General features: G+C 47.4%; 16 protein-coding genes. 8 read left to right on the top strand and 8 right to left on the bottom strand.

Annotation, left to right across the window (positions count from 1 at the left end; genetic code table 11):
- Window positions 1–43 precede the first annotated feature (43 nt).
- The 6 genes from PV783_RS19535 to PV783_RS19510 all read left to right on the top strand — a co-directional run bounded on the left by PV783_RS19535 (window position 44) and on the right by PV783_RS19510 (window position 8,998).
- Window positions 44–730 carry a response regulator transcription factor gene (locus PV783_RS19535; RefSeq protein WP_079467387.1) on the top strand — a complete coding sequence of 229 codons (687 nt, stop codon included), beginning with the start codon at window positions 44–46 and terminating at the stop codon, window positions 728–730.
- Window positions 731–739: 9 nt separating this feature from the next.
- Window positions 740–2,110: a HAMP domain-containing sensor histidine kinase gene (locus PV783_RS19530; RefSeq protein ID WP_111578118.1), complete on the top strand. Its 1,371-nt coding sequence runs from the start codon at window positions 740–742 to the stop codon at window positions 2,108–2,110.
- Between the two features lie 82 nt (window positions 2,111–2,192).
- Window positions 2,193–3,470, top strand: a complete 1,278-nt coding sequence (locus PV783_RS19525; protein ID WP_168771352.1) for a TolC family protein — start codon at window positions 2,193–2,195, stop codon at window positions 3,468–3,470.
- Window positions 3,471–3,474: 4 nt separating this feature from the next.
- Entirely contained in the window at window positions 3,475–4,566 is a 1,092-nt protein-coding gene (locus PV783_RS19520) for an efflux RND transporter periplasmic adaptor subunit (RefSeq protein WP_079467390.1), read from the top strand.
- Between the two features lie 7 nt (window positions 4,567–4,573).
- Window positions 4,574–5,887 (top strand): carbohydrate porin, encoded by a 1,314-nt coding sequence (locus PV783_RS19515; protein WP_420989250.1) that lies wholly within the window; start codon window positions 4,574–4,576, stop codon window positions 5,885–5,887.
- A 12-nt stretch (window positions 5,888–5,899) separates the two neighbouring features.
- Window positions 5,900–8,998, top strand: coding sequence for an efflux RND transporter permease subunit (locus tag PV783_RS19510; protein WP_079467391.1), 3,099 nt, complete (start codon window positions 5,900–5,902; stop codon window positions 8,996–8,998).
- Window positions 8,999–9,188: 190 nt separating this feature from the next.
- Here the strand turns inward: PV783_RS19510 and PV783_RS19505 are convergent, their stop codons facing one another.
- The 6 genes from PV783_RS19505 to PV783_RS19480 form a co-directional block, all read right to left on the bottom strand.
- Complete coding sequence (locus PV783_RS19505) at window positions 9,189–10,205, bottom strand: rhodanese-related sulfurtransferase (RefSeq protein ID WP_420989249.1); 1,017 nt, start codon at window positions 10,203–10,205, stop codon at window positions 9,189–9,191.
- A gap of 113 nt (window positions 10,206–10,318) precedes the next feature.
- A complete protein-coding gene (locus PV783_RS19500) occupies window positions 10,319–10,525 on the bottom strand; it encodes a hypothetical protein (RefSeq protein ID WP_420989248.1) in 207 nt (68 codons plus the stop codon).
- A gap of 462 nt (window positions 10,526–10,987) precedes the next feature.
- Window positions 10,988–13,507, bottom strand: a complete 2,520-nt coding sequence (locus PV783_RS19495; protein WP_420989247.1) for a DUF5686 and carboxypeptidase regulatory-like domain-containing protein — start codon at window positions 13,505–13,507, stop codon at window positions 10,988–10,990.
- An 80-nt stretch (window positions 13,508–13,587) separates the two neighbouring features.
- A complete protein-coding gene (locus PV783_RS19490) occupies window positions 13,588–13,941 on the bottom strand; it encodes a hypothetical protein (protein ID WP_420989246.1) in 354 nt (117 codons plus the stop codon).
- A 275-nt stretch (window positions 13,942–14,216) separates the two neighbouring features.
- Window positions 14,217–15,404 (bottom strand): O-succinylhomoserine sulfhydrylase, encoded by a 1,188-nt coding sequence (locus PV783_RS19485; RefSeq protein WP_420989245.1) that lies wholly within the window; start codon window positions 15,402–15,404, stop codon window positions 14,217–14,219.
- 21 nt (window positions 15,405–15,425) lie between these two features.
- Window positions 15,426–15,845, bottom strand: a complete 420-nt coding sequence (locus PV783_RS19480; RefSeq protein WP_079467397.1) for an OsmC family protein — start codon at window positions 15,843–15,845, stop codon at window positions 15,426–15,428.
- Between the two features lie 125 nt (window positions 15,846–15,970).
- Here PV783_RS19480 and metX point away from each other — a divergent pair, with 125 nt between their 5' ends.
- Both metX and PV783_RS19470 read left to right on the top strand, forming a co-directional pair.
- A complete protein-coding gene (metX, locus tag PV783_RS19475; RefSeq protein ID WP_420989244.1) occupies window positions 15,971–17,008 on the top strand; it encodes a homoserine O-acetyltransferase MetX in 1,038 nt (345 codons plus the stop codon).
- 158 nt (window positions 17,009–17,166) lie between these two features.
- A complete protein-coding gene (locus tag PV783_RS19470) occupies window positions 17,167–20,028 on the top strand; it encodes a TonB-dependent receptor (RefSeq protein WP_420989243.1) in 2,862 nt (953 codons plus the stop codon).
- Window positions 20,029–20,110: 82 nt separating this feature from the next.
- Here PV783_RS19470 and PV783_RS19465 read toward each other — a convergent pair whose 3' ends face one another.
- Both PV783_RS19465 and PV783_RS19460 read right to left on the bottom strand, forming a co-directional pair.
- Window positions 20,111–21,628 (bottom strand): reverse transcriptase family protein, encoded by a 1,518-nt coding sequence (locus tag PV783_RS19465; RefSeq protein WP_420989242.1) that lies wholly within the window; start codon window positions 21,626–21,628, stop codon window positions 20,111–20,113.
- A gap of 433 nt (window positions 21,629–22,061) precedes the next feature.
- Window positions 22,062–23,714, bottom strand: coding sequence for an SWIM zinc finger family protein (locus PV783_RS19460; protein ID WP_363435995.1), 1,653 nt, complete (start codon window positions 23,712–23,714; stop codon window positions 22,062–22,064).
- Between the last annotated feature and the right edge of the window lie 6 nt (window positions 23,715–23,720).

The raw sequence follows: 23,720 nt of genomic DNA, 5'->3' as shown, positions 1-23,720 counted from the left end.
TTTCGGGATACCTGTATAACAACACTTAAACCCTTTCTGAAGTATGCAAAAAATACTGGTTGTTGAAGACGAAGTTAAAGTAGCCAATGCCGTGAAGAAAGGACTGGAAGAAAACGGTTTTGATGTGGATGTGGCCTACGACGGACGTATAGGCAAAGGATTGGCCACCAGCAACGATTACGACCTGGTGATCCTGGACCTCAACCTGCCCCACAACAACGGCTACGAGCTGTGTGAAGTAATCCGCCATAAAAACAACCGCGTTCCTGTGATTATGCTCACCGCCCTTGGTGGCATGGAAGATAAAATGCAGGCTTTTGAGCTGGGTGCGGACGACTACCTCGTTAAGCCTTTCGACTTCCGCGAACTGCTGGCGCGTATCCGGGTATTCCTGAAAAGAGCCGGCTCCGACGCCACTCACGGTACCCAGTACAAAATCAGTATCGCCGACCTGGAAATAGACCGGGAGAAAAAAGACGTAACCCGTGGCGGCAAAAAAATTGCCCTCACCGCCAAAGAATACCAGCTGCTGGAATTTCTGGCCATGCATAAAGGCAAGGTTATCTCTAAAATCACCATCGCCGAAAAAGTATGGGATATCGACTTCGATACCGGTACCAACGTGATTGAAGTGTACATGAACTTCCTCCGCAAAAAAATTGACAAAGATTTTGATCAGAAACTCCTGCACACCAAAACAGGTATGGGTTATTATCTTTCTGAAGAATAACACGCCCGGTTGAAAATCAAATATAAAATAGCGCTTTATTATACCCTCTCGGCCACGCTGATGCTCGTTGCATTTGCCGTGCTGGCGTATTATTTCTCCGCCAAATCACGGAAGGCGGAATACCTGGAAAGACTGGAATACCGCGCCCGCTCCATTGCCAACGTGATTATTGAAGACGGCAATGTAAAGGTGGATTTGCTGCGGAAACTGGACCGGACCACCTTCCAGGATCTTTATAAAGAAACGATCCTCGTATACAACCCCAGTTACGACCTGCTGTACAGCAATCTGAAAGACACCACCATCCGCACACATCCGAGTTTACTCGACTACATCAAAGAGAATAAACTGTACAGCTACGACAAAGGCAGTGGTGAAGTTGTAGGCGTTTATTATACAGAGGGCAATGTGTCTGTCATCGTAATTGTATCTTCCTTTGATAAATATGGTTTTCAAAACCTGCAGAACCTCAGCCAGATCCTGCTGCTGGAGCTGATTACCGCTGTGATAGTGCTGGTAGGCGTAGGTTACTTTTTTGCCCGTAAAATGGTGCAGCCTATCGATCAGCTGGTACAACAGGTAGATAGTATCAATGCCAATAACATGCAGGACACGCAGGTAGCCGTGAAAGGGAAAGATGAAATAGCTAAGCTGGGCGCCAACTTCAACACCATGCTGCAACGCCTCAGCGAGTCGTTCCATCTGCAAAAAAGCTTTGTGAGCAACGCCTCCCATGAGCTGCGTACCCCCCTGGCAGCCATCATCAGCCAGTTACAGGTGGCACTATCCAAAGACCGTAGCAAAGAAGAATACCTGGCATTACTCACCTCCGTGCTGGAAGATGCAGAAAACCTCTCCGACCTTTCCAATGGCCTGCTGCAACTGGCGCAGTCGGAAATGCGGCAACAGGAATTTGTATTGGGTAATGTAAGGATCGATGAATTACTGATGGAGATGACCACCCTGATCCGGTTGAAACAAAAAACCTCCAGCAAAGTAGAGATCCAGTTTATGAAGGTGCCGGATAATGATTTGCTGGTAACCTGTTATGGAAATGAGAATTTATTAAAGGTACTTTTCCTGAACCTGATCGACAATGCGTGTAAGTTTTCCGAAAATAACACGGCGCATGTGTCGATAGATTTTTACACGCAACATATCCTCGTACAGATAAAAGATTCCGGCATCGGTATTCCACCAGACGACATTAACAAAATATTTGAACCCTTTTACCGTGGTCAGAATGCCCTTCAGATCCGCGGCCACGGCCTGGGTTTATCTATCTGTAAAAAAATTGTGCAGATCCATAACGGCCACATTACTGTTACTTCCAATCCCGAAGGTGGCACCACTTTCTCCGTCATCCTCCCACATGTTTAAATTTCTTTTAAGTTTTTTTTAATCTTCCTTAAAGGCCGCTTTAATTCACCTTTCTGAGCTTTGTGCCATGAAATCTGGCATTATGCGAACTATCAGGATGCTGTTCCTAACAGCGTGTATTTCCGGCCTGGGCTATATTCAACATGCACAGGCGCAAATCACTTCTCAACCTGTCACCTTGCAGGCAGTTGAAGATTCATTTCTTACAAAAAACTATTTATTACTGGCGCAACGCTACCAGGTAGACGCTTCCAAAGCGCTGATCCGGCAGGCGAAGATGTGGAACAACCCCTCCTTCAGCACCGTACTGGGTTTTGGCAGCACCAATAATTTCAAGCCGTTTAATGTGGGCGCCGGTGGCGAAACACAATACAACCTGGATCAACTGATCCAGCTGGCAGGCAAACGGAATAAAACCATACAACTGGCGGCAGCAGCAGCTAAAATGAGCGAAGCCAACTTCGATGAACTGGTGCGCACCCTCCGCTTACAACTCCGGGAAAACTTCTACAATGTATACTACCAGCAACAGAGCGAAACAGTGTTGAAAGAACAGCTGGATAACCTGCAGAAAATTGTGGATGCATATGTAACGGCAGATAAAAAAGGAAGCGTGGCCCACGCGGATCTCGTAAGGCTGCAGGCATTACAGGTAGGCATTGAAAACGACTTTGCCGATCTGAAACAACAGGAATTGGAATCACAGAAAAACCTGCAACAGTTGTTACATACCAGTGTTTTTTATGAAGCCCGGCTGCAACCTGCGGACCTGGCTTCATATAACCTGGATAAAATCCAGCTGCAACCGCTGCTCGACAGCGTAGCGCAGAACAGGCCGGATGTACGGATGGCCGACATGCAGTATCAAACCGCACAGCTGAACTACCGCCTCCAGAAATCAATGGCAGTACCGGACCTTCATGTAGGCGCTACCTACGACAAACAAGGCAGTTACACACCAAATTTCGTGGGACTCACACTGGGCATTGACTTACCCACCTGGAACCGTAACCAGGGAAATATCCGCGCAGCGCAGCTCCAGATCGGGTCAGAGCAACAACAACTGCTGCAGCAACAATCCATCGCACAATCGGAAGTGCTGAATGCTTATCAGCGCATATTAGCACTGGAAAAGCGTTACAAAGGATTTGACCTGCACCAGTTCCAGGGAGAATTTGATACCCTGATTGCAGAAGTGGCCAAGAATTTCAGCAAAGGAAATATCTCCCTTCTTCAGTTCATCGATTACTTCAACAGTTACAGCGATAACGCAAAAAATATCAACAAGTTTTTATCCAACCGGGTAAATGCCTACGAAGAACTCAACTATGCAACAGGACAAGAATTATTTAAAAATTAAGCGCATGAAACAGCCTTTCCTTTTTATTGGCTTTTCGCTGCTGGCAACCATTCTATGGAGTGGTTGTAAACACAGCCAGGCAGAAGATCAGGAGAAAACCACCTTTGTGCTCAGCGATACCATGCTGAAAAATATCCGTATCGATACCGCACATCTGCAACCGGTGGTGAATGAAGTTCGTTTATCCGGTAAGGTTACCCCCAACGGCGGCAAGGTATTGAAAGTATATCCACTGGTGAGCGGGTATGTGGAAGATATCAAAGTTCAGCTGGGCGACTATGTACAGAAAGGCCAGGTACTGGCCGTTATACACAGTGCTGAAATTGCTGATTACGAAAAGCAGCTGGCACAGGCTAAGTCGGACCGCAATGTGGCAGACAAAAACCTCAAAGTGGCCCAGGACCTGTTCGACAGCCGTTTGAACACAGATAAAGATGTAGTAAATGCCAAAGGAGAAGTACAGAAATCTGATGCAGAAATTAACCGGCTCAACGACCTGTTTAAAATATACCGTAAAGGTAAAGGCGCTACCTACCTGGTAACCGCCCCTATTTCCGGTTATATTATTGAGAAGAATATCAATAATAACATGGAGATACGTACCGATAACAGTTCCAATATTTTCACCATCTCTGAGCTGGACGATGTGTGGGTAATGGCCAATGTTTTTGAAACAGATATCGCACGCATCAAAGAAGGCTATGAAGCAGACGTGGTAACAGTAAGTTACCCTGATCAGCCTTTCCGTGGCAAAATCGACAAGATCTACAACTTCCTGGACCCCGCTACCAAAACCATGCAGGTAAGGATCAGCATCGATAATAAAAACATGCTGCTGAAGCCGGAAATGTTTGCCACGGTATATGTAAAATACCAGGATAACGACCAGAAAATAGCCGTCCCTTCTGCCGCCGTCATCTTTGATAACAGCAAAAATTATGTGCTGGTATTTAAAGACAAATTTAATATAGCCGTACGCGAGGTGGAAGTAGATAAAACAGCTGGTGATATTACTTATATCTCCTCCGGCTTAGCAGCAGAAGAGAAAGTGATCTCCAAAAACCAATTGCTCATTTACGATGCACTTAAAGATTAATCCGGCAATGAAGCAGTTGTTCTCCATAGGAATACTGGCACTGGGCAGTACCCGCCTGCTGGCACAGGAAAAGAAAACGGATAGCATTATCCCGTACACGTTCCATTTTCAGCAAACGCTGGTAACGCAATGGCATCCTGATTTCTCCGCGAAGTACTCAGGCGCCAACAGTTTCCGTACCCATGAAAAAGGGGCTACGTCTATTACCAGTACTGTTTATGCCGGTATCCGTCCGTGGAAGAACTTTGAATTATATGTGAACCCGGAACTCGCCGGTGGTGAAGGTCTCAGCCATGCCACCGGCATTGCGGGTTTCCCGAACGGAGAAACCTTCCGTGTGGGCGATCCTAAACCAAAAATTTACCTGGCCCGCGCTTATGGCGTATATACGTTGCCGTTAACTTCTGCTACAGAAGCGGATGGCGATGATCTGAATCATGTAGGCGGCGTCACTCCTACTCATTATCTGCGGTTTATCGGTGGTAAATACTGCCTCGCGGATTTCTTTGATCAGAATGCGTATAGCCATGATCCCCGCACCCAGTTTATGAACTGGTCGCTGATGAGCAACGCCGCATGGGACTATCCCGCAGATGTACGCGGTTATACGATGGCACTGACCGTTCAGTACCGGAAAGATAACTGGCTGTTGCAGGCAGCTACCTCCCTGGAGCCGGAAGAAGCCAACGGACCGAAGCTGAATTACCACTATGGTAAATCCAACGGCGAAGTAGTGGAAGTAACGCACACGCATACACTAAATAAGCATGAAGGGAATGTGCGGCTAATGGCTTTTATTAACCAGGCCCCTATGGGCAATTATAACGAAGCGGTGAGCGTGGCAAAAGATACGCCCGACATCAGTTCCGTAAGAAGAGATGGTCGTACCAAATATGGTTTCGGCATCAATATAGACCAGGAGCTGACCAACAGCGGCGGCGCTTTCCTGAAAGCATCGTGGAATGATGGTCGTAATGAAACCTGGGCTTATACAGAAATCGACCGTTCCATCAGCGCCGGATGGCTGCAAAACGGCCAGTGCTGGCACCGGGCGCAAGACAACGCCGGCGTTGCGGTGGTGGTAAACGGATTATCAGCAGAGCACCGCAACTACCTTGCTGCAGGCGGCACAGGCTTCATGATCGGCGACGGCCAGCTGAACTATGCACCGGAAATGATCGCCGAAGTTTTCTATCAATGTAACATTACCAGGCTACATATAGCCTTAAGCCCTGATTACCAGTTTGTGATGCACCCTGCCTACAACAGGGACCGCGGACCGGTAAATATCATCGGGTTAAGGACCAGAGTGGCATTCTAAAGAACAGGACTTATGAATAAATTCATTAGAAATATTGTCGCTTTTTCGCTGAGAAACAAACTGTTTGTTTTTATCAGTGTGGCTACGCTGATCGCAGCAGGCATATTCTCATTTTTGCATACGCCCATTGAAGCCTTTCCCGACGTTACCAATACACAGATCGTGATTGTAACCAAATGGAACGGCCGCAGCGCGCAGGAAGTGGAACGCTTTGTAACGCTGCCCATAGAAGTATCTATGAATGCGGTACAGAAGAAAACCAGCGTACGCTCTGTTACCATGTTCGGATTATCTGTAGTAAAGATCATGTTTGACGATGACGTAGAAGATTTCTTCGCCCGGCAACAGGTCAACAACATGCTGCAGAGTATCAGTTTGCCGGAGGGCGCCGATCCCGAAGTACAGCCGCCCTATGGCCCTACCGGTGAGATATTCCGGTACTACCTGAAAAGCAGCAAACGCGACTCCCGCGACCTGCTCACCTGGCAAAACTGGGTGATAGACCGGCAGATCCGCAGCGTGCCCGGCGTTGCCGACGTAGTGGCCTTCGGCGGACAGGAAAAGATCTATGAGATCTCCGCTGACCCGGTAAGACTTGCCAAATACGATATCACCCCGCTGGAATTATACCAGGCCGTTACCAAAAGTAATGTGAACGTAGGCGGCGATGTAATTGAAAAGAACGGACAGGCATATGTAGTGCGTGGTATCGGCCTGTTGAACAGTATTCCCGATATCAATAACATCATTGTTCAGAATATCAATGGCGTGCCCCTCCTGGTGAAAGACCTGGCTAATGTACATGAAGCCTCCGCGCCGCGTGTAGGCCAGGTAGGCATAGGCAGCAACGACGACCTGGTAGAAGGCATTGTGGTAATGCGTAAAGGAGAAAATCCGACAGAAGTGCTCGCCCGCCTGAAAGAGAAGCTGAAGGAGCTGAATGAAACCATTTTGCCCGATGATATTAAAATGGAAACGTTCTACGACCGTGATAACCTCATGGAGTTCTGCACCCATACGGTGATGCACAACCTCGCTGAAGGAATCATTTTTGTAACGGTGATCGTATTCCTGTTCATGGCCGACTGGCGCACCACCGTGATTGTATCCATCATTATTCCGCTGGCCCTGTTGTTTGCCTTTATGTGCTTACGCCTGAAAGGCATGAGCGCCAACCTGCTGTCGATGGGGGCGATCGATTTCGGTATCATCATAGATGGCGCCGTGGTAATGGTGGAGGGCATCTTCGTGATGCTGGACCATAAGGCCCACAAGTTTGGCATGGAGCGGTTCAACAAAATGGCGAAGCTGGGCTGGATCAAGCAAACCGGTGGAGAACTGGCCAAAGCCATCTTCTTCTCTAAACTCATTATCATCATCTCCCTGATCCCCATATTTTCTTTCCAGAAAGTAGAAGGTAAAATGTTTTCGCCACTGGCCTGGACGCTGGGATTTGCTTTACTGGGCGCATTACTGTTCACCTTAACACTGGTGCCTGTACTGTGTTCTATACTGCTCAATAAAAACGTGAAAGAGAAAAACAACCCGTTGGTGAATTTCTTTGACCGTTTTGTAATGAAAGGATTCGGATGGACCTACCGGAATAAACGCCTGAGTCTTACGCTGGCACTGGCTTTTATGGTGCTCACCTTTGTTTCGGCCAAATTCCTGGGAACAGAGTTCCTTCCACAACTGAATGAAGGCTCCCTGTGGGTAACCACGGAACTGCCCATGAGTATGTCACTCACAGAAAGCACCAAAATGGCGCATGATATCCGCCAGGACCTCGGCGGGTTCCCTGAAGTAAAAAGGGTATTATCGCAGGTAGGCCGCTCCAATGATGGTACAGATCCCAACGGCTTCTACTTTGTACAATACCAGGTAGACCTGGCGCCGAAGGATGAATGGAAACGCAAGATTACACAGGACGAACTGATTTCCCAGATGGAACAGCGCCTGAAGAAATACCCGGGTATCATCCTGAACTTCTCACAACCTATCAGCGACAACGTTTCTGAAGCAGTAGCCGGATTCAAGGCTGCCAACGGTGTGAAGATTTTTGGAGATGACCTCGTGAAGCTGGAATCGCTCTCACAACAGGTAGTAGCGCAATTGAAAACAGTGCAGGGTATTAAAGATCTCGGGGTGATCCGGAATATTGGTCAGCCTGAAATGAGTATCAATCTCGACGACAATAAAATGGCCCAGTATGGCGTAGCCACCGGTGATGCGCAGGCAGTTATTGAAATGGCTATTGGCGGTAAAACGGCTACCCAGCTGTATGAAGGCGAGAAAAAATTCGATATCCGTATCCGTTATGATGAGAACTATCGCAAAACGGAAGATGACCTGGCCAACCTGATGGTGCCTACAATCAACAACAATAAAATACCGCTGAAAGAGATCGCAGAGATCAAAACCATTACCGGGCCGGCTTTCATTTACCGCGACAGTAACAAACGTTTTATCGGCGTGAAGTTCTCTGTTCGTGACCGCGACCTCGGCAGTACCATTGCTGAAGCGCAGGCGAAAATCAACCGGGTGGTGAAACTGCCGAAAGGCTACAGCATTGGCTGGACGGGTGAATTTGAAAACCAGGTGCGCGCCACACAACGACTGGGACAGGTAGTGCCTATCAGTATCATTGCCATCTTTATGGTGTTGTTTATTATGCTGGGCAGTGTAAAGGATGCAGGGCTGGTGTTAATGAACGTGCCGTTTGCACTGATAGGTGGTATCCTGGCATTGCATGTTACCAATATGAACTTTGGTATCTCCGCAGGTGTGGGTTTCATTGCATTGTTTGGTATCTGTATTCAGAATGGCGTGATCCTCATTTCCGTATTCCATAAAAACCTGGAGGCAAAACTATCGTTGAATGAATCGATTAAACTGGGTGTGCAGAGCCGTATACGGCCGGTGGTGATGACAGCCATGATGGCCGCCATAGGCTTGATTCCGGCAGCTATATCACATGGTATCGGATCTGAAACACAGAAGCCACTGGCCATCGTAGTAATTGGCGGGCTTATTACCGCAACGGTACTTACGCTGTTGGTATTCCCGATCATTTTCTACGGTGCTTATAAAAATAAGAAGGATCAGATGTAATGGATTGAATGGCGTGTAGTCGTTTCATTTAGTACGTTATAACGCAGAGGGCTACACGCTTACATTTTTAGTTCGCATATAGGTTGATAGAATGGTCATAGAAAAGAAAAGGCCGGAGTGATCCGGCCGATTCAATTTTATGGTCAGCTACTCCGCCCTGCCGAGAAGAAACAACGCGGGGCGGATTTTTTTATTCTATTTTTCTTCTCCTGGATTTGTTGAACATCAGTCCTTTTTCCACTCCCTTACGCAGTTCCGCCTGTTGTTCCGGAGGTAATGCGTGGGTGGTTTGGCAGGATTCGCTGCAACAGCCATCATACTTTTTTGCGCAGGATTCGCATTGAATAAACAGCAGGTGGCAGCCATCATTCAGGCAGTTGGTATGTGTGTCGCAGGGCGCTCCGCACTGGTGGCATTGACTGATAATATCCTCGCTGATGCGTTCTCCGAGCCTGTCGTCGAATACAAAGTTTTTGCCTTTGAACTTAATGGGAAGTCCTTGCTGACGGGCCTTGTTAGTATATTCAATGATACCGCCTTCGAGGTGGAATACATTTTTAAAGCCGTTGTGCAGCATGTAAGCCGATGCTTTTTCACAGCGGATTCCCCCGGTGCAGTACATGATGATATTCTTGTCTTTTTTATCTGCAAGCATATCTACCGCCATGGGCAGCTGATCGCGGAAAGTATCTGAGGGTACTTCTATGGCGCCTTCAAAATGTCCGACTTCATACTCATAGTGGTTTCTCATGTCCACAATCACGGTATCCGGATCGGCGGTGAGCTCGTTGAAGGTACCGGCATCCACATAACGGCCACGGTTGGCCATGTCGAAGGTGGGATCTTCAATGCCGTCGGCCACTATCTTTTCACGGACTTTGATTTTCAGCACAAAAAAGGATTTGCCGTCATCATCCACGGCGATGTTGAGCCGGATGCCATTGAGGAAGTCGATAGCATACAGTTGTTGCTTAAATGCCTCAAAGTGATGCTCGGGAACGCTCACCTGGGCATTAATGCCTTCGTGGGCTACATAAATACGCCCGAAAGTACCGAGTTGGAAAAGCGATTCGTACAGTTGATCACGGAATGCCTGTGGATCGGGGATTTTTGCGTACTGGTAGAAAGAAACAGTGACGCGTTTAAACGTTTCATTGGCCAGCCGTACTTTCAGTTCGGCGGCAGATACTCTGTTGTGTAATGCCATAATTGCTTGAAATTTTAAGGACGCCTGCGTCGCGAACAAAACTCCAATCAACCCTCTTTAATCGTAAAAGAACAATTGATTTAGGCCGCAAAGGTAGCAAAATTCACTGAATATCAGTAGTGATAAGGGTCTGATTTCTTCGCCCACTGGTAAAGAATATGTAAGGAAAACCAGGCTATTGCGCTGATAATGAAGATGTAACCGATAAAGCCGGGAGTTCTCAGTTCTGCCGCGCCGGGCAGGTCATTTGTTTCCGTAATGTAGGAGGCTGCCGCCAGGATAATTCCCGACAGCAGCACAATGAGGGCGATTTTTCTCATACCGGATGGTTCAAAGGATGACGCTTCGTTCTGGCACCAACGTGTGAGTAAAATGTGTACTACGCTGGGCCAAAATATACTTACCTTACTAACGAATTAACTCAACCAAAGGTTCACCGGAGATCTAAAAAATATTTATCTTTTTATAACTATTTGATAATTATTGTATATATCTTTGCGGACACGTTACAACCCCAATTGGCACCCTTTTTGAAAATTGACTAAGAGAAGCAATATTGTTTAACCCGAAAATGTTATTTTATGAGTATTTACATTACTTACTTTATTTATGCAGTTGTTGGTATCTGGATTTACAGGTTACTGGCATACTTCTTTGACGAAAAGAAAGAAATAAAGAGCAGGAAGAAATTTTAGAACCGGTTTTGTGAATGATGAGATACGGGGATTTTGTTACCTGGCAAGCAATAACAGGTGGTAACAGGTCCCCGGAATCAGTGCCGGTTAGTTTTTAAACTTCACCATATTACCCAGGATACCACCAAAGCCAACCCGGACGCCTATACGGGTATCTTCTTTACTCTGATAACCCGCTACCACATCTACCCTGATCATCTTCAGAATATTTTCAATACCCCCGAAAACTTCTACATAGTTATTATCGCTGTTTACATAAAATGCGTTGGCGCCGGCTACCAGGTTCCATTTCAGGCGGTTGAACAATGGAATTTTATTGGTGAGTAAACCATTAAAATGATGTTCCACATTGGCGGTGGCATAAAACGGAGCGGTAGTACTATACTGATAATACGGCGCCAGCTGAAAGCTGTTCAGGTACTTCATGTTATAGAAGGTCTGGTTACCATTGAAGTGCTGGTAATCGGGTATTTGTACATTCCGGTCGTTCAGGAATCCACCTGCTCCGAGGCGGTAGCGGAATTCACCCAGCAACTTAAAGTTCATATTATCCTGCACGGAAAAACTCCATTTATCGAAATCAACAATACTGTTTGCCACATTGGGTATCCCCTTGCTATAGCCCACTTTGAACGTGGGGTATTTGGAGCCAAAGGGAATTTTGCGGTCGGGCAATTCCACAAACTGTTGACCGGGCTGGAAGGTAAAATCCACATCCAGTATCAAGGCCTGGTGCTTTTCAAAGGGCACATTGGCCAGCTCATAAGGGTGATTGGGCGTAAACTGTTTGCGGTCGTTTTTAAATATTACAAAGTCGGTGGTATTTTCTACCGGGTTCCTGCTTTCATAGGTAGCGCCGAGCGACAGGCGGTCATTGGTCTGGAATGTACGTGTGTAGTGTAGTTTACCAAACCAGTTTTCATACAGCTTCATATAGTTTTCCTTCAGGAACAGGGTATAAAACTCGTTGGCAATATTGTCGATGGGATTGTCCTGGTTAAATTGGGAAACGCGCTTCCCTCCTGCCAGCGACCAGTCGTTGCGGCCGTAACGCTTTTGTACTTTACTCCTGTTACTATAGTCAATTTGCGTATAGGCATTGAAGTGAGTATTACTCAACCCGTACCGCAGAAAGGGAGTGATACGTAAACTGCTTTCTTCCCCGGTATAGATGTTCAGGTCGGGTTCCAGTGCAATGACCAATCCTTCTACAGTATTATACTTCAGCGATTTCAGCAGTCCCTTTACGCCGAGGGAATGATATTGTATGGAGCTGTCGCGGCGGAAATAGTATTTATGTTTTACGCCGTTCCAGAGTACATCCATTGCTTTCACCGGTTTCTGTTTGCGTTGCAGGGAGTCGAGATGATAGCGGGAAAAAGAAGAGTCGCGCGCGGCTTTGGCGATGCTGTCTTTTTCGTGGTAATCCTTTACCTCAGCGGTTTCCAGCGGTACCGGCCGGATACTGTCCCAGTAGGTATGCCCCTGCTTATCAAAAGCGGAGTCATATTTAAGGAAAGTATTATCGAAAAACTTAGGAGGAAAATCAGGATGTACGTTATAATCAGAATATACATTTACAAAACTGCCACCCATGCGGAAACCAAACTTATTAAATGAGATGTGCATCACCTGGTCTTTTACGCGCCAGATGTCGGCAGTAACGGGTACATGGGTTTGGCGGATCTCCAGTGTATCCATCAGTTCCAGCTGGTATTCGCTGGTGAGGATCAGGTCTGTGCTGTGAATGCGCCAGTCGTCGTCTGTAATAAAGATATAGCCGGAAAACAGGGGCTCCTGCTTCCGGCGGGGAATCACCTGTATTTTATTAACGGTTTTGCCTTCTTCTGTAAAAGTGCCTTCCAACCTGTATTTGTAATAGGCCAATGCGTTTTCTGCAATGGGAGAAATGTAGCCCCTGGGGCCCATTTGCGTGATAACGGCGGAAACATTGTTGTCATAGAAGCTGATGATGGCAGGGAAGCTTAAACCAAATCCGCCGCCACTTTTGCGGGAGGAAATTACTTCCAGTTTTATTTTATCCGGCAACCGTGCCGATATTTTAGTAACAGATTCCGACAGGAATATCATGCCTTTCCCGGTACTGTCTACCCCCATTTCTTTCTTATCTATTTTCTGTCCCATGAATCTTCCCGGAACATTTTTCATCCCGATGGTGCCTTTGATATAAGACATACAGGTATATTCTTTCACCTGTTCCTGGTAGAAATGCCGCTTCTTAATGGCCTGACGGATGATGGCATAGGCGGGATCTTCTCCATTGGCTTTCACCACTACTTCTTTTATCTGCATATTAACGGGCTGCAGGTGAAAGTCGAGTATCTGCGTTGAGGCGTTTACGTTAAGCGGTAGTTCTGTTCTTTTAAAACCGATATACTGGCATACCACGGTATACTGGCCGGGTGCAAGGTCAAGCTGGTATTGGCCGGCAGCGTTGGTAGTAGTGCCGGTGGTGGTTCCTTTTATGAAAACGGTAGCAAATGGGAGCGGTTGATCTTTATCATCCGTTACGCGGCCTTTCACCGCAATAGCCTGGCAGTAGCTGGAAATGAAAATGCAAAACAGGGCAGACAGGTAATTCTTCATATTCCAAATGTAACGGCGAACAGCTTACGGGGTACCTGCATAAGCTGTTTTATCAGAATTTTAACAGCCTGGATAAGTAATCAGGCGGGCTTTTTTGCGGCACGGATAAACGCAGCAGAACTGGCGGCAAAGCCGGCTACGAGTCCGCCGATAAATGAACTCACTGCACCCATGAGCGGCGCGCTCCGCACCTTCAAGATCATTTCACTCATCCGATTGGCCAGCAGGTGATCATTTCTTACATCCATATAAAAAGCCAGGATCATCCATAACACAAATATGCCCATGAAGGCGCTGAAGAATGATTTACCCGGTGATAAAGGCATCAGCAACGTTACCAGGAAGGCCACGAGCGCTACGCTCCACCAGGGCAGCACCATACCTGCTACATAAGCCAGGAGAAGGATCAGGAGAAAATGGGCAAAGGATTTCATGATTCTAATATAAGTAGAAAAGTTCAAAAATGAGGAGGGTTAGTCGCAATAAAGGAATTGTTTTCTGCACCTTTTAAAAATCCGTGGGGAAAGATGCTGTGTTCACAGTGATACTGCAAACTATTTATTCAAATGGTTGAAGGGGCTCTTTATTCACATGCCGGTACATCGGGACATTCATGCCAGTACTGTGGGGGCTTTGCAACCGGAGCTGACTAAAAAGTTATACAGGATTGTTATCCCGTGTTCCCTTTCAGCCAGCTCCGTGATTATTTTTATTTACTCTTCTCTAATGCCTGTTCTATATCTTCCACGATATCCTTAATATTTTCCAGTCCTACGGAAATGCGTATCAGCCCTGGCGTTATACCGGCAATTGCCCGTTCTTCATCAGAGAGCTTTGCATGGGTGGTGCTGGCAGGATGGGAAGCAATACTGCGGCTGTCTCCCAGGTTAGCAGTAAGCGAAAGGAGTTGTAATGCATCCAGGAAACGAACGCCCTGTTGCAGACCGCCTTTCAGCTCAAAGCATACGATACCGCCGCCGCCACTCATTTGTTTCTTTGCAATATCGTATTGCGGGTGAGTGGTCAGCAAAGGATATTTCACCGACAACAGGTGCGGGTTACTTTGCAGGCGCTCCGCCAGTTTCAGGGCGCTGGCCGAATGACGCTCCATCCTCACATACAGGGTTTCCAGGCTTTTACTCAACACCCAGGCGTTGAATGGCGACATGGCCGGGCCGGTGCTTCTGCAAAAAGTATGGATTTCCTTGATCAGCTCTGCCTTTCCAACTACTACTCCACCCAGTACACGTCCCTGCCCGTCGATCCATTTGGTAGCCGAATGGGTAACCAGGTGGGCGCCGTATTCAATAGGACGTTGCAGTACAGGCGTTGCAAAGCAGTTGTCTACGTTCAGAATGATATTGTGCTTGTTGGCAATGCCGGCCAGCAGTTCCAGGTCAATGATCTCAAGACCGGGATTGGACGGCGTTTCCACGAAGATCATCCGGGTATTGGGCTTTATCATAGCGGCAATGCCGGCGGGATCAGTCATATCAAAATAAGAAGTTTCAATACCCCATTTTGGCAGGAACTTCGTGATCACAGTGTGGGTAGATCCAAAGATAGAGCGGGCCGACAGCAGGTGGTCGCCGGCTTTGAGCAGTGCCATAAAGCTGGCAAAAATAGCGCTCATCCCCGATGCGGTGGCATACCCGGCTTCTCCTCCTTCGAGGGCACACATCTTCTGTACAAATTCGTCTACATTGGGATTGCTGAAACGGCTGTAGATATTAAAGTCAGTTTCATCCGCGAAGGTAGCGCGCATTTCTTCTGCGTTATCAAAACAAAAACTGGAAGTCAGGAACATGGGTACGGAATGTTCCATCTGGTCCGTTTTTGGCGTCTGCATTCTTACCGCATTGGTATCCGGTTGGTATTGATTTCTATCTTTGCTCATGGATATGGTAATTACAGCATTTTAAGCGTTCAGTTTCACTTCCCAGGTCAGTTTGGTATTACCCTGACGCAGGGTTTCCGCTACAGAACAATATTTGTTCATAGACAATTCTACAGCGCGTGCTGCTTTATCGGGATCAATATTACCCTTGAGATGAAATACCAGGTGAGCTGTTTCCCAGAGAGAAGGTTCTTTTCCTTTTTCTCTTTCTGCGTCTATTTCAATACGGAAATCTGTTACTTCCTGGCGTTGTTTCTTCAGGATCATCATCACATCAATGGCAGAGCAACCACCCAGGCCCATGATCACCATTTGCATAGGTCTTACTCCGTTATTCTTACCGCCATTTTCCAGAGATGAGTCCATCAGTACTTTGTGGCCGCCTTCATCTACTGCCTCCATATTAAATCCGTCATCTACTCTTTGTAATGCTATCTTCATGATTATTAGGTTATCTTCAACAAAGATAAAATAAAACCATCAGGATTTATGCAGTGGCCGTCATTCCTCCCTAATTCGTAATTCATCGGCTGTATTTTGCAATTTTTAATTCTGATATTGTAGTTTTGCGCAAATTCGAAGAAGCATTGTCGGCAAAGGTATTTCACAGTCAAACAGCATTCCGGTTAGAATCCGGGGAAGTATTACCGGGATTACATATCGCGTACCATACATATGGTACGATGAAAGAAGATGGCAGTAACGTGGTTTGGGTATGTCATGCCCTAACCGCCAACAGTGATGCGGCTGACTGGTGGACTGGCTTAATTGGTTCCGGCAAAGCGATTGACCCTGCCAGGCACTTCATTGTGTGCGCCAATATCATTGGCTCCTGCTATGGCAGCAGCGGCCCTCATACTATCAACCCGGAAACGGGCCATCCGTGGTACCGGCAGTTCCCTACCATCACTATCCGCGATATGGTACAGGCGCATATCCTGCTCCGGCAGCACCTGGAAATTCCCCGTATCCACCTGCTGATCGGCGGTTCTATGGGCGGTTACCAGGCACTGGAATGGTCGTTGCAGGAGGCGGCTGTTATTGATCGCCTGTTCCTGTTATGTACCGGAGCTGCAGAAAGCGCCTGGGGTATTGCCATTCACACCGCGCAGCGACTGGCCATTGAAGCGGATGATACCTGGAAAGACAACTGCCACAGCGCAGGATCGAAAGGGCTGAAAGCCGCCAGGGCTATCGGTATGCTTACCTATCGCAACTACCGGACCTTTGTGCGCGCCCAATCCGATGAAGATAAAGAGAAGACCGATAATTTCAGGGCTTCTTCCTATATCATTTACCAGGGCGACAAACTCGTAAAACGCTTTAATGCACAGTCGTACTGGCTGCTCACGAAAGCAATGGACAGTCATAATATTGCCCGTGGCCGTCATGAAGATATTACCACTACCCTTTCGCACATTCAGCAACCTACCCTGCTGATAGGTATCAGCAGCGATATTCTGTGTCCGCCGGAAGAACAGCAGTTCATGGCCGCACATCTGCCACATGCTACTTATCATGAAATAGATTCTTCGTACGGGCATGATGGTTTCCTGATAGAATTTGAAAAAATCGGGAACATATTACAGGAATGGATGCAATAACAGCACATTGATTTTTAAGGTATTATAATAAGATAGATGCAGCAGGATGACCCTGCTGCATTATTATTTTAATCCCCTGCACTCCCGATGGCTATATGCGGTTTTTTTTCGTTATATTTATTTAAACCGAGTCTAAACCTTTTATAAATCCATCGTGTATGAGAAGCATTCTAATCAAAGCCTTCATTGGCTGTCTGGTGCTTTTATTATCCCTAACCCAGATAATTTCGGCCCAAAACCCTGTCTCCATTAATGGTACTGTACGCGAAAAAGGTTCCGGCAACGTCATGCCTGGTGTAACCGTAGCAGTTAAAGGCTCCAATACCGGTGCGATCACCGGCAGCGGAGGCGCTTTCACGCTCAGAACCACACATGCGTTCCCGTTAACACTGGTGTTTTCCTACGTAGGCTTTAAAACGGAGGAACAGCAAATTTCTTCCGCTACTGATAAAGTGGCGATAGAACTCAGCTCCACCGAAATCCTCGGCCAGGAAGTAGTAGTTGCTGCCAGCCGTACACAGGAAAGCATCCTGCAATCACCGGTGTCTATCGAAAAGCTGGACACCCGCGCCCTGAAAGCCTCTCCCGCGCCTTCTTATTACGATGCGCTGGCTAACCTCAAAGGCGTTGAAATGAGCACCCAGAGCTTAACATTTAAATCAGTGAACACCCGCGGCTTTAACAGCAATGGTAATACCCGCGTGCTGCAACTGAACGACGGAATGGACAACCAGGCGCCCGGCCTCAATTTCGCGGTGGGCAACATGGTGGGTATTCCTGAAGTGGACCTCGACAACATGGAACTCATTCCCGGCGCGGCTTCCGCACTGTATGGCCCCAATGCCCTCAACGGCATCCTGCTGATGAACAGCAAAAACCCTTTCCAGTACCAGGGATTAAGCGCCCTCGTAAAAACCGGCTTCCTGAATGATGCCGGCCGCTCCACCGCCACTACCGGCTATTACGATGTGTCTGTACGTTACGCGCATGCCTTTAGTGATAAAGTGGCCTTTAAGCTGAACGTAGGCTATTTACAGGCGAAGGACTGGCAGGCATATGACCACCGGGATCAGAGCCTGGCAAACGGTCATACCCTCGAAAACGGTACCCGCGCCAATAATGAAGGCTATAACGGGGTGAATGTATATGGAGATGAGAATACGGTAAATATGTACACCGGCCTGAAACCTTCCCTGATGCCACAAATGATTGCATTATCACAGCAACTGGGAGGCGCCCTCACACCAGATCAATTATATAACGCTATCCTGCCTCCGCAGAATATGTCGAACGTAACCCGCACCGGTTACAATGAAGCGGACGTAGTAGATTATACCACCAAAAACCTGAAACTGAACGCAGCATTGCACTACCGGCTAACCACCAATCTCGAAGCCATTTTGCAGGGTAGCTATGGTTCCGGTACCACCGTGTATACAGGAGCTGACAGGTATTCCCTGAAAAACTTCAACATGGGCCAGTATAAAGTGGAATTGAAGAGCCCAGACTTCTATGTAAGATTATATACTACGCAGGAAAGGGCGGGCGACAGCTACGCCGGTGGTACGCTGGCTTCCGGTATCAATGAAGCCTGGAAAACCAGCCAGCAATGGTATACTGAATACTTCGGTACTTACGGCCTTGCAGCAGGCAATCTTTTTAAAACAACTTTTACCAATAACCTCGGACAAGGAATTCCTGCCGCATTTGCTGCTGCCCAGGCCGCCGTTCAGTCGCAACAGGCCAATTTCATCGGCGCTGCCAGAACCAACGCCGACAAGGGCCGCCTGATTCCCGGCACACCGGAGTTTGATGCTGCCGCAGATAAGGTGAAGAACAAACCCATCCCCGGCGACGCTTCCGGCGTTGGCGCCAAGTTTACCGATAAAACCAACCTGTATCAGGCAGAGTTCATGTACAACTTTCATAACCTGATTCATTTTGCAGAAATATTGGTAGGCGGTAACTACCGCCGCTATGCGCTGAACTCCGAAAAAACATTGTTTGCGGTGGACGACAACGGCGATGAGTTCCGTATCAATGAATATGGCGGCTATGTACAGGTCATGAAAAAGCTGATAGACGATCACGTAAAACTGACCGGCTCCCTGCGTTATGACAAGAACATGAACTTCAAAGGCCAGTTCAGTCCGCGTTTGTCGGCAGTATATACTTTCCTCGGTACGCACAATATCCGCGCTTCCTATCAAACAGGTTTCCGCATCCCGCACAACCAGGATCAATATATTGATCTCGTAACGCCGCAGGCACACCTGATCGGTGGTTTACCTTTCCTCCGCGAACGCTATGGTTTGGATAAAGGACCGGTATTCTCCCTCCAGTCAGTACAGGCGGGCGCTCCTAAACAGTACGTTTTCCGCGAATTCCTCCCGGAAAGAATCCAGGCATATGAAATAGGTTATAAAGCAGTGATCGCAAAACAACTGTTAGTGGATGCGTACATTTATAAAAATGATTTTAAAAATATGAATGGTACGCAGGTGCTGGTGCAACCCACTGCTGACCCTACCAAAAATAATATCTTCTCTATACCTGTAAGCGCCACAGAAGTGGTACACTCCTGGGGATGGGCATTGGGACTGGATTACAGCCTGCCGCTTAATTTCACCGCCGGGGGTAACATCTCGTATAATGAACTCACCAATGAAAAAGACCTGGGTTCGTTCATGACCATGTACAACACACCAAAGGTGCGCTACAGCCTGAATTTCGGTAACCGCAACATAGCCAATTCCAATTTTGCTTTTAATATATTATGGAAATGGCAGGAATCCTTTATATGGCAATCTTCATTTGTAGGACCTAATTTAAATGCTGCAGGTCTTAGTGAAATTCCTGCCTATGGCACACTGGATGCGATGGTGAGCAAGTTTTTCCCGAAGGCTAAAACCACGGTAAAACTGGGCGCCGCCAATATCCTGAACAAGAAATATGTGCAGTCGTGGGGTAATCCTACTGTTGGCATGCAAGGCTATATTTCTATCGGTTATAATTTATAAATTTATAAAAAGAAGAAGCCCCGGATACTGTTTTCTGATCAGAAAATAATACCCGGGGCTTTTTATGTTTGTTAGTCAGTTGCTATACTACATCCCACCAGGGTTTGTCTGATGAGGTGGTTGGATTGTTGAGCGGTGTGGCATTTACCAGTGGCGTAATTTTTTTCGCGGTGCTTTCTCCCGTCCATAAACCACGGGCTTCTGCTTTAATATCTTCCCTTTGTAACAATGTGCCCAGCGTGGCTTTCAGCTTTGCGCCCAGCTCCGGTTTTACCATGTATACAAAGTTGGCGTAGCCTTCCATGCTGCTGATAATATTTTTTCCTTTGCCCCAGCTTTTGTTAGCTAAACCTGTTTTTTCAACCTGGTGCAGCAGGGCGCGGAATTTACGCAGGGTAGTACGGTCCAGGCTCAGCTTTTCATTTACCACGATGCCTGTTACTTCGTGCTTATCTCCTTTACGCATCACCTTTAATTTATCCGGGTGGATGGTAAAGCCTTCTTCCTTTACAAACATTTTCACGGCGCGCAGTAACTGCCCTGCTTTATCTGCAGCGGGTCCTTTGGCAGAAAAAGTCATATCGTCTGCATACCTCGTATAGGCGTACCCGTATTTTGCCGCCAAACCTGCAAAACGCCTGTCCAGCTTATAACAGATCAGGTTTGTAATAGCAGGGCTGGTAGGGGCTCCCTGCGGGAGATGCCTGGCTGTTTTAGCCACATAATATTTGCGGCCATCGAGCAATACTTCATCTACTTCGGGTTCTGTACAAATAAGCGCCAGTATGGTAGCTACCTGTTCAGCATATCCGAGTTTACAGAATAATCCTTTTACACGTTTGTATGCGATGGACGGGAAGAAGTCGCGCAGATCGATGTTGATCACGATATCCTGACCGGTATGTGGCGTTGCGTTGGTAACAATGGATCTACCCGGTACAAAGCCGTGGGCAGATTCATCATTTTTTATTTTATAGAGAATATTTTCCAGGATCCAGTGTTGTGCGGCTTTCAGCTGTGGCATGGGCGCAGAAATGGTGCGGGCGCCGCCGGATTTTTTGGGAATCTGAAAACGTTGGTAGTGGGTATGGTGGCCCACTTTACGGTTAAACGATAAATACCTCAGTTTGCCGATGGTGATTCCCATCGCAGTGGCCAATGCGGTAGCGTCGGCCCATACAGGCAATCCGAACTTTTGTAGTTGCGCTACATCCGGCGTCACTTTATTTAAGCCGGCAGATACCTCTTCACCGAGATATACAATCTGTTGCTCTTTGGTGATGGCCCATGCCGCTGCTCTTTCTTTCCGGGCAGCTTCGCGGCGTTGTTTTGTTTCTTCTCTTTTCAGTTTGGCTTTTGCCATGCGGGCTTTGCGCATGTCTTCCAGCATTGCCCGTTTGTTGCGGTATTTCTGCCGCTCGCTGAGAAGATCGTTCAGTTGCCGGCGCACCTCCTTTTCCTTCTGGATGAGCGTAGCCGCCGGTGAAGGCTGCGCAACATTTTCGGCCCAGAAACCCAGGCGTGTCATTTCCTGTAATATATATTCCTCTTTAGAGGATGCACGTATCTTATCGTACAGTTGTTGACGGGTTAAGGACATGATAAATATGTTTGTATTTATTCAGTTTCATGATTTTGATAACGGAGTATATCCCTAATAAATATCCGGGTGTATAAAATAAAAGGAGGTGGAAAATGGCCGGCGGCGCAGCCCTGCTGAGGGGGAAACAAATTCTGTAAAGAGGAAAAGGCCTTCGTGCAAACCATTGACTAAATCAATCAACTCCAGGGAGGGGCCTACTGTACGCATATTTCAGCCCCCGGGGCTTCTACTGGAAATATGCGTACAGTAGGCCCCTCCCAAAGTAAAGATTGCATTTAGTGAAGCATGTATAGTCAGAATACCTGAATGACGAAACATCATTCGTCCCTTTTCGGGCGCAAGTGCAATCAATTCCTCTTTACAAAGATCTTTGTTATTAACGAGTCAGCAAGGTAGAAAATAATTTCCGGAAATAAAACACCTCCTTAAATTATTTTACCGCTTTATTTTCCGAATGCGCTATACGCAGTGCCAGCATGTGTTCGCACGGCCCCTTGTATAATTTATTCGTACTATAAAAATTACAATCGCAGTGCGCATTACTCAATCTTTCATCCGCATCAATGGTTATAACGGGATGGTATATACGTTGCGCACCTTTTATAGTTCCTTTCAGTTGCAAACCTACTCCGGGGATGTCGGTCGCCGTCAGCTCTACTTTTCCGGCCTGCACCAGTTTGGTGGCTTCGCCCTCCTGTGGATTGGCAAAGCGCAGCTGGTCCAGCGGCAATGGTTCACGGCTCAGCTCACGAAGACGGTAAAAGCCGGTGTGCAGATCGTAAATTACTTTGCCTGCCTGGGTATAAATTCCCAGTGCGCCCAATACCGTAGCCCTATCCAGACCAGTGGCCGCCACAATTGTTTCCGGTTTGGCCATCCACCTGGTTTTCAGGTCTTCATAAACGGTGAGCTTTGCCAGGTCATTCACTTCTGCTCTCGGCGCCATGAGGTCGAACTGCCCGGCGCGCGACCAGTCGTTGGCGGTCCATCCGCTGAGCCCCAGCGTAAACTGCATATCGCCGAGGTCCGCCACATAAAAGGATGGCAGCCCGTTGCCGGTAAGATGCACCGTGAATTTCTTTGCAATTGGAATCAGCCTTTCCAGGATCAGCAACCGTCTTCTCCCCCATATCCTGATTTCCCTGCTTTGCGGGCCGGTGTATAACGATCTCGCACATACGATTTCCTGGTTCCACGGTTCAAACACAGCACGTACGGGTTTGCCGGGTTCCAGTATAAAACGGATGGAACGGGGACCGCGTTTTTCTTTGAACCGCCGCAGCCAGGAACAGAAATTATATACATCCATCGGATGCAGATCAAACGTTGCTGCGGGCAGCGTCATCGCAGAGCTTACCTGCAGAAATCCCCTCACCCAGCTATCGGGCAAGTCGATCTTTACTTCATGATACAGTTCCTCCTGCGAGGTTTGCACCTGGAAGCCTCCCGGATCAATCTTAAAATCTGTTTCCTTATAATCACGGATCTTCTGGAACTCGTTATATAAAGAAGCGGAATAATCAATGTTGGTAGTACCGCATTCAAATTCGTTCACTTCTTTAAAAACATTATAACTGGCACTCAGCTTTCCGTAGGTAGATTCATCCTGGCTGAAACATTCAAAGAACAGTTCATCCGGATGCACGCTGATTACCGGGTCCAGCACAAACCATGTGTCGCGGTCCTTCTGGTATAAATAATCGAAATAATGTTTGCGGGCTTTATAAAACGGAGCCATCACTTTGTCCTGCTCCTGGTAAATACTGTTGAGCTCTCCCCTCAGGGCCTCTATCCGCTGATCAGCGGCCTGCATGTCATAGCCGTTCATGAATTCCGCCAGCCACACCGTTTCCTGCTGGGCGGCCCATTCCTTGTAGGCTGTTTTATCTTTCGGTTTAAAGCGCAGATCAGACACCACTACATCGTGCAGGGCGGAAATGGCTTCCCGGAAGGCTATTTTTTTATGCAGCTTGCCCACAAAAAAAGTGGGATCACGACGGGTATCCGGTGCAAAAGAAATGCCCGCAGCAGTGGCATTGCTGTACACGTTGGAGTTTCCGCTGTATCTGTAGTTGAATAACATAAATGG

This window comes from Chitinophaga sp. CC14 (assembly GCF_048957795.1).
Lineage (GTDB): Bacteria > Bacteroidota > Bacteroidia > Chitinophagales > Chitinophagaceae > Chitinophaga > Chitinophaga ginsengisegetis.
The sequence above is the reverse complement of the archived record's forward strand: the minus strand, read 5'-3'. Positions and strand labels throughout refer to the sequence as shown.

Excerpts from the sequence above, each read along its gene's own strand:
- PV783_RS19535 (WP_079467387.1), top strand. The coding sequence starts at position 44 with ATGCAAAAAATACTGGTTGTTGAAGACGAAGTTAAAGTAGCCAATGCC.
- PV783_RS19525 (WP_168771352.1), top strand. The coding sequence starts at position 2,193 with ATGCGAACTATCAGGATGCTGTTCCTAACAGCGTGTATTTCCGGCCTG.
- PV783_RS19520 (WP_079467390.1), top strand. The coding sequence starts at position 3,475 with ATGAAACAGCCTTTCCTTTTTATTGGCTTTTCGCTGCTGGCAACCATT.
- PV783_RS19515 (WP_420989250.1), top strand. The coding sequence starts at position 4,574 with ATGAAGCAGTTGTTCTCCATAGGAATACTGGCACTGGGCAGTACCCGC.
- PV783_RS19510 (WP_079467391.1), top strand. The coding sequence starts at position 5,900 with ATGAATAAATTCATTAGAAATATTGTCGCTTTTTCGCTGAGAAACAAA.
- PV783_RS19505 (WP_420989249.1), bottom strand. The coding sequence starts at position 10,205 with ATGGCATTACACAACAGAGTATCTGCCGCCGAACTGAAAGTACGGCTG.
- PV783_RS19500 (WP_420989248.1), bottom strand. The coding sequence starts at position 10,525 with ATGAGAAAAATCGCCCTCATTGTGCTGCTGTCGGGAATTATCCTGGCG.
- PV783_RS19495 (WP_420989247.1), bottom strand. The coding sequence starts at position 13,507 with ATGAAGAATTACCTGTCTGCCCTGTTTTGCATTTTCATTTCCAGCTAC.
- PV783_RS19490 (WP_420989246.1), bottom strand. The coding sequence starts at position 13,941 with ATGAAATCCTTTGCCCATTTTCTCCTGATCCTTCTCCTGGCTTATGTA.
- PV783_RS19485 (WP_420989245.1), bottom strand. The coding sequence starts at position 15,404 with ATGAGCAAAGATAGAAATCAATACCAACCGGATACCAATGCGGTAAGA.
- PV783_RS19480 (WP_079467397.1), bottom strand. The coding sequence starts at position 15,845 with ATGAAGATAGCATTACAAAGAGTAGATGACGGATTTAATATGGAGGCA.
- PV783_RS19470 (WP_420989243.1), top strand. The coding sequence starts at position 17,167 with ATGAGAAGCATTCTAATCAAAGCCTTCATTGGCTGTCTGGTGCTTTTA.
- PV783_RS19465 (WP_420989242.1), bottom strand. The coding sequence starts at position 21,628 with ATGTCCTTAACCCGTCAACAACTGTACGATAAGATACGTGCATCCTCT.
- PV783_RS19460 (WP_363435995.1), bottom strand. The coding sequence starts at position 23,714 with ATGTTATTCAACTACAGATACAGCGGAAACTCCAACGTGTACAGCAAT.